Raw genomic sequence first — 6,012 nt, 5'->3', positions numbered from 1 at the left:
CCCCAAGGCTCGGCCCAGCGCTCCATCCATGAAAGAAAAGATCCGCACCCTGACCGGTATCACGACCACCGGAACACCCCATCTCGGCAACTACGTGGGCGCGATTCGTCCGGCCATCGAGGCGAGTCGCCGCGATGATGTCGAGTCGTTCTATTTCCTGGCCGACTACCACGCGCTGATCAAGTGCGAGGACCCTGCGCGCATCGCGCAGTCACGTCTCGAGATCGCCGCGACTTGGCTGGCCCTGGGCCTGGATACCGAACGCGCATTTTTCTATCGGCAGTCCGACATCACCGAAATTCCCGAATTGACCTGGCTGTTGACCTGCGTCACCTCCAAGGGGCTGCTCAACCGCGCGCATGCCTACAAGGCTGCCGTCGACCGCAATGTCGCGGAAAGCGAAGATGGCGATGCCGGTATCACCGCCGGCCTGTTCATGTACCCGGTGCTGATGGCCGCCGATATCCTGATCTTCAACGCGCATCGGGTGCCGGTCGGGCGCGACCAGATCCAGCACATCGAAATGGCCCGCGATATCGGCCAGCGCTTCAATCATCTTTATGGTGATGCCTACCGCGCTGTCAGCAAGGGCAGCGGCGAGCCTTTTGTCCTGCCCGAAGCGGTGACCGACGAGAACGTTTCGACCCTGCCCGGGCTCGATGGTCGCAAGATGTCCAAGAGCTACAACAACACCATTCCGCTGTGGTTGCCGGCGAAGGAATTGAAGAAGGCCATCCTCGGCATCGTCACCGACTCGCGCGAGCCGGGCGAGCCCAAGGAAACGGAAGGCTCGAACGTGTTTGCAATCTATCAGGCGTTCGCCAGCGCCGATGAAACCGCGCTGATGCGCAAGGCCTTTGCTGATGGCATCGGCTGGGGCGACGCCAAGCAGAAGCTGTTCGAGCGTATTGATGCCGAATTGGCCGAACCACGTGACCGCTACGACGCGTTGATGGCGAAACCCGGGGTGATCGAGGAGCGTTTGCTGGAAGGTGCCAGGAAGGCGCGCGAGCGAAGTGCGCCGTTCGTCGCTGCCTTGCGCAGCACGGTGGGAATCGGGTCCGCGACTTCAATCTCGAAGGAAGCCACCGGTTCGCAGGCTCGGCAACGGGAAGACAGGGCAGCACCTCAATGGAAGCGCTATCGCGAGAAGGATGGCCTGTTTTACTTCAAGCTGGTCGGCAGCGATGGCTCTGTGCTCCTGCAGAGCCATGGCTTCAGCAAGCCCGATGAAGCGGGTACGCGAATTGACGCGTCGATGGCACTTGCCCAGGTCGAACCGGCTTTCGGCAAGGAGTCTTTTTCCGAGGCCGCCGGGATCGAACTGCTTGGAGACATCGAGGATGTTCGAGCCGCGTTGATCAGGCTGCATGCGATTGCCGAGGAGAAGCGTGCCAGGAAGGAAGAGAAATCCTGATGGCACCGATTGCAAGAATAGCCAGGCGCTACAAGAAACCAGGCTTGTGGTTACTGGCCGCAATAGCTGGTGCAAATATATCGATCGCGGTCGCGGCGACTACCAGCACACTTCCGCCGTGGGTCTGCGCGCATCCCGATGCCATTTACGTCGATGGCTTTCAGCCGGCGACGCCGATCACGCGTCTGCCTTCCAGCGGTAGCGGCGGGGCCATCGGCAATGTTTCGCGATCGGTTGTTGTCCCGGGCTATGGCACGCATACAGTCCATCTATATGTGCCTGCCAGTTATTCGCCTACACAGCCTGTGCCGATGGTGCTTGCCTTGCATGGCCAGGCCGGCCCGGGCGCAGCCAACAATGCCGCGCTGTCCGTGCGCAATACCTGGGCAACGGTTGCCAGCGCCAACGGGTTTATCGTCGTGGCACCCGTGGGCACCGGTGCATCGGGTGGCTGGATTGCGCCGCCGCCGAATCCCAGCGACTACAGCATCATGGCTGCTGCCATCGCCGACGCCGAGGCCGCCTACAATATTGATCAGTCACGCCGCATCGCCTGGGGCTTCTCCGCTGGCGGGCATGTCATGCACGACATCATGCTGAATGACTTCGGTGCGCCCATCTCGATCGACACGTTTGCAGCCTATTCGGTCAGCGCAGGTGTGCTTGAAGGATTCGCCTGCACCAATCCAACCAGTTGCAATGCCCTGGTGGCGACCGCTGCACGGCGGATTCCGCTGGATATTCATGTCGGCAATGGTGACCCGCTGGCAACCTATGCCATCAGCGACCGCAATATTTTCCAGGCCAATGGCTGGGTCCTGAACAACGATCTCTGGTTCACCCTGTTCGTGGGCGGGCACAACTTCGCGGGTTCGCAACTGGGCGAGATCTGGACACATCTTTGCCCGTTCCAGGTTCTGCCCTAGGGCGGCCCGCAAGCCGCGCGCGATCCGATCAGTTTCTGACCAGCCATTCGGCTGTTGAAAACCGTAGGAGATTCTATGTAATTGCGCAACTCTCCCGGTAGATATGTAGCAGAAAGCATCATGGCTGAAACCAACAACGAAGCGGCAAAGCGGGGAAGTGATCGAAGATCGCGTCCGTGACGAGATTGTCGTAGGAAGCGGCTTCAGCCGCGATGCTCCAGGAGATTTTCGCAAGGCACGTCAGGGGCGATGCTCTTTCGCACACCGAGACAAGAGCACCGCCCCTGAAGGGCCTCATACGAATCACCAGAATGCGAAACGGCCCGTCAGGCAGCGAGTGGCTGCAATTCGGCAAGTCGATCAAAGTAGTCGCGGGTCAGGCGCAATTGGGTGGCGGCGCAATCGGTGCCATTGACCACGCTGCGGAACGCCGCGTTTTCCGGGCGATCCTTGGCGTACCAGCCGAGATGCTTGCGTGCGATGCGCAAGCCGGGCAATTCGCCATAGAACGCGTAGAGATCCTCAAGATGCCCGACCAGAATATCCCGCACTTCATGCGGTGCTGGTTCGGCGAGGATCTCGCCGGTAGCCAGGAAATGGGCGATCTCGCGCAGTATCCACGGTCGCCCCTGGGCGGCTCGCCCGATCATGACCGCATCGGCACCGGTCGCCTGCAACACTCGTGCGGCCTTGTGCGGTGAATCGATATCGCCATTGGCCATGAGCGGAATGCTGATGGCATCGCGGATGGCCGCGATGGTTTCGTATTCTGCTTCGCCCTTGTACAGATCAGCGCGCGTGCGACCATGCACGGCCAATGCAGCGATCCCTGCATCCTCAGCAATGCGCGCAATGCGCACACCATTGCGATTGTCACGATTCCAGCCAGTGCGGATCTTCAGCGTGACAGGGACATCCACCGCCTTGACCACGGCATCGACGATGCGGGCAACCAGAGCTTCGTCCTGTAGTAGTGCGGAACCCGAATAGACATTGCAGACCTTTTTCGCCGGGCAGCCCATGTTGATGTCGACGATCTGTGCCCCGTGATCGACGTTGTAGCGAGCTGCGTCCGCCAGCATTTGTGGATCGTGCCCCGCAATCTGAACGCTGATCGGGTCGGGCTCGCCCGAATGGTCGGAACGACGCAGCGACTTCGCGGTTTGCCACAGGCGTGGATCGGCTGTGGTCATTTCGGATACAGCCAGACCCGCGCCCAGTCGTTTGCACAACTGACGGAATGGCTTGTCGGTCACGCCAGCCATGGGCGCGAGCACGACAGCGGGCTCGATCTGGATTTTGCCGATATGCATGGGCGCGCATTCTAACGTGAGTGGTGCCTGCTTGAGCCCGTGTGCCGCGCAAGGGCCTGGCGGATTGTCTCGGCCAGCCCTACAGCGGGCCTGTCGCCTGTTAAACTTCAAGGGAAGCCGCTACCCATCCTGATTGCTTGAATCCGAAATTCCGCCGAATCAAGGCAACGCTGATCAAGTGGCGCAGTCGTCACGTCACCTGCTTGCACGCAGGTGACGGCGCGCTGCCGCAGACGGACTGGTCATCGCTCAGGGAAGCGCAACATCGAGCTGTGCGCAGACAAGCGTCGCCTATCCGATTGTTTTGTATCGAAACCGGTGGCGTTCAGAAAGGCCGTCAGCTGCACCGCGAGCTTTGTCACGACCACCAGGCTTCGCTGCGCGTTGCAGCTCGGCTGGCAGACCTTCTGAATACGATGACGTTGGTGCCAATGGATCAGCGTTGCCTTGCCAGACGGTTGAAATTCTACCCACTCGGTACGATACGTCAGCGAAACGCCTCTCACGATGCTCACCTGCCGCACGTAAACAGCGCTTTCCCGGCCCGTTTCGTCTTGTCTCGTACTCGCCCGAGCGAATTTCAACAGCCTGCCAATGGAAGCCGCCGTCGACGTTCGCGCCGACGGCACGCCTGATGGCATTGCTCGACACCCTGGTCAGCTTTTTCACGGCCAATGGCTACGTGGCCGTTTTCGTCGTGCTCATGATTTGCGGCTTTGGCCTGCCCATTCCCGAAGACATTACCCTGGTTGCCGGCGGTGTGATTGCCGGGCTCGGCTATGCCAATGTGAACGTCATGTGCGCGGTCGGCATCGTCGGCGTGCTGGCCGGTGACTCGATCATGTTCATGATAGGCAGCATATTTGGCGAGCGCGCGCTGCGCCTGCGCTGGGTTGCCTATCTGCTCACTCCCCGACGCTATGCCCGCGTGCAGGCCAAGTTCACCCGCTATGGCAATCGCCTGATGTTTGTCGCGCGTTTCCTGCCGGGACTGCGTTCACCGATCTTTCTTACGGCCGGCATGACCGGTCGCGTTTCGTTTCTGCGCTTCTTCCTGCTGGATGGCTTTGCAGCGCTGATCAGCGTGCCGGTATGGGTCTACCTTGGCTACTACGGTGCGCAGAATCACGAATGGCTGCTGACCTGGCTACATCGCAGCAAGACCATCGTGATGATCGTGCTCGGCGTGATCTTCGTGCTGGTTGTGCGCTACTTCTGGCGTCGCACTGCGCGTCGCCGCGCGCTCTTGCGACTGCGCCAGACGCGGCGCCGTCGCAGGTAGTAAATACATTGCGCGCGGCTTTCGGATCTGCGAATGGTCCGACAGGGGTTGGGAATTGCTGGCGCTCAGCGCCAATGGTGTGGCCGAAGAGCCGAAACAGGGCCCGGGTTTCGATGGCTGTCCCCGCGTTGCAGCTTCGTTGCTGGGTTCGCTACGCTCGCCACCAACCTACGTTGTAGCCGAGGAGCCGAGGAGCCGAAACAGGGCGCGAGTTTCGATGGCCGTCATCACGTTATCGCTTCGTCGTTGGCTGAGCGGTAGCGATGCCCGATTTACAGATCACCTCGACGTTGATTTGACGATTTTCTGCAGCGCCATTGTCGATGATCCAGTGAATTACTGGCCGAAGCGCTGGATGACATCGGCCTTCGATGGAATGGCCACGGCAGCACCGAGCTTCTCCGTACTCATCGCGGCTACGCGATTGGCATAGAGGACCGCATCGCGAAATGACCGGGTTTGCCTGTCAGCGAGTGACGCTGCCAGGGCACCACTAAAGGCATCTCCCGCGCCCGTCGTGTCGATGGCCTGAACGGTCTCGGCTGGCAGTCGATAGCATGGCTTTTCGTCGCCGCGCAAAGTGCTCGAATCATGCGATATGAAGCAGCCGTGGGATCCCAGCGTGATCACGCAGCTTGCGAGACCCAGCTTGCGACAATGGCCATGCAAAATTTCATCGGATGTGTCGGCCACCTGCACTGCCGAAATGCGCAGATCGGCGATGCGTTCGAGCAAATGAACGAACTCGGTCTCGTTTGGCGTGATGACCTCACAGCAGCGAAGGAAGGATGCGTCCACCCCGGCGTGCATCGGTGCGGGGTTGAGCATGCGCAGCAGGCCGTATTTTCCGCCAAGGTCCAGCGCACTTCGAACGGCCCCAAGATTGCTCTCCAGTTGCACGAGCAGAACCCGGGCACCGGCAAGGTGGGCGGCATGGCTTTCCAGAAATGTGGTGCTCAAGTGTTCGTTGGCGGCCAGGTTGACCACGATCTGGTTGGCGCCCTCGGCATTGACCACGATGCCTGCAGCGGCCGTCGGCACTTCATCGACCATCAACCATTCGCAAGCCAGTCC

5 protein-coding genes are annotated in these 6,012 nt (G+C 60.4%); 3 read left to right on the top strand and 2 right to left on the bottom strand.

Annotated features, from left to right (window positions below; translation table 11 throughout):
* Nucleotides 1–28 precede the first annotated feature (28 nt).
* Together WBP53_RS08850 and WBP53_RS08845 are read left to right on the top strand one after the other, a co-directional pair.
* The gene (locus tag WBP53_RS08850; protein WP_423928018.1) at nt 29–1,417 is read left to right on the top strand and encodes a tryptophan--tRNA ligase; all 1,389 of its coding nucleotides are present in this window, start codon (nt 29–31) and stop codon (nt 1,415–1,417) included.
* Nucleotides 1,417–2,343, top strand: coding sequence for a hypothetical protein (locus WBP53_RS08845; RefSeq protein ID WP_423928016.1), 927 nt, complete (start codon nt 1,417–1,419; stop codon nt 2,341–2,343). The genes WBP53_RS08850 and WBP53_RS08845 overlap by 1 nt, the downstream gene beginning before the upstream one ends.
* Before the next feature lie 326 nt (nt 2,344–2,669).
* Here the strand turns inward: WBP53_RS08845 and dusB are convergent, their stop codons facing one another.
* Entirely contained in the window at nt 2,670–3,656 is a 987-nt protein-coding gene (gene dusB / locus WBP53_RS08840) for a tRNA dihydrouridine synthase DusB (protein ID WP_423928014.1), read from the bottom strand.
* A 634-nt stretch (nt 3,657–4,290) separates the two neighbouring features.
* Here dusB and WBP53_RS08835 point away from each other — a divergent pair.
* On the top strand, nt 4,291–4,938 hold the full coding sequence (locus WBP53_RS08835) for a DedA family protein (protein WP_423928012.1): 648 nt from the start codon (nt 4,291–4,293) through the stop codon (nt 4,936–4,938).
* Nucleotides 4,939–5,274: 336 nt separating this feature from the next.
* Here the strand turns inward: WBP53_RS08835 and WBP53_RS08830 are convergent.
* On the bottom strand, nt 5,275–6,012 hold a 738-nt coding region (locus tag WBP53_RS08830; protein WP_423928010.1), incomplete at its 5' end, for a PfkB family carbohydrate kinase.

Source organism: Dokdonella sp., assembly GCF_049593775.1.
In the GTDB taxonomy this organism is placed as follows: Bacteria; Pseudomonadota; Gammaproteobacteria; order Xanthomonadales; family Rhodanobacteraceae; genus Dokdonella.
This window is presented reverse-complemented; position numbering and strand designations above follow the sequence as displayed.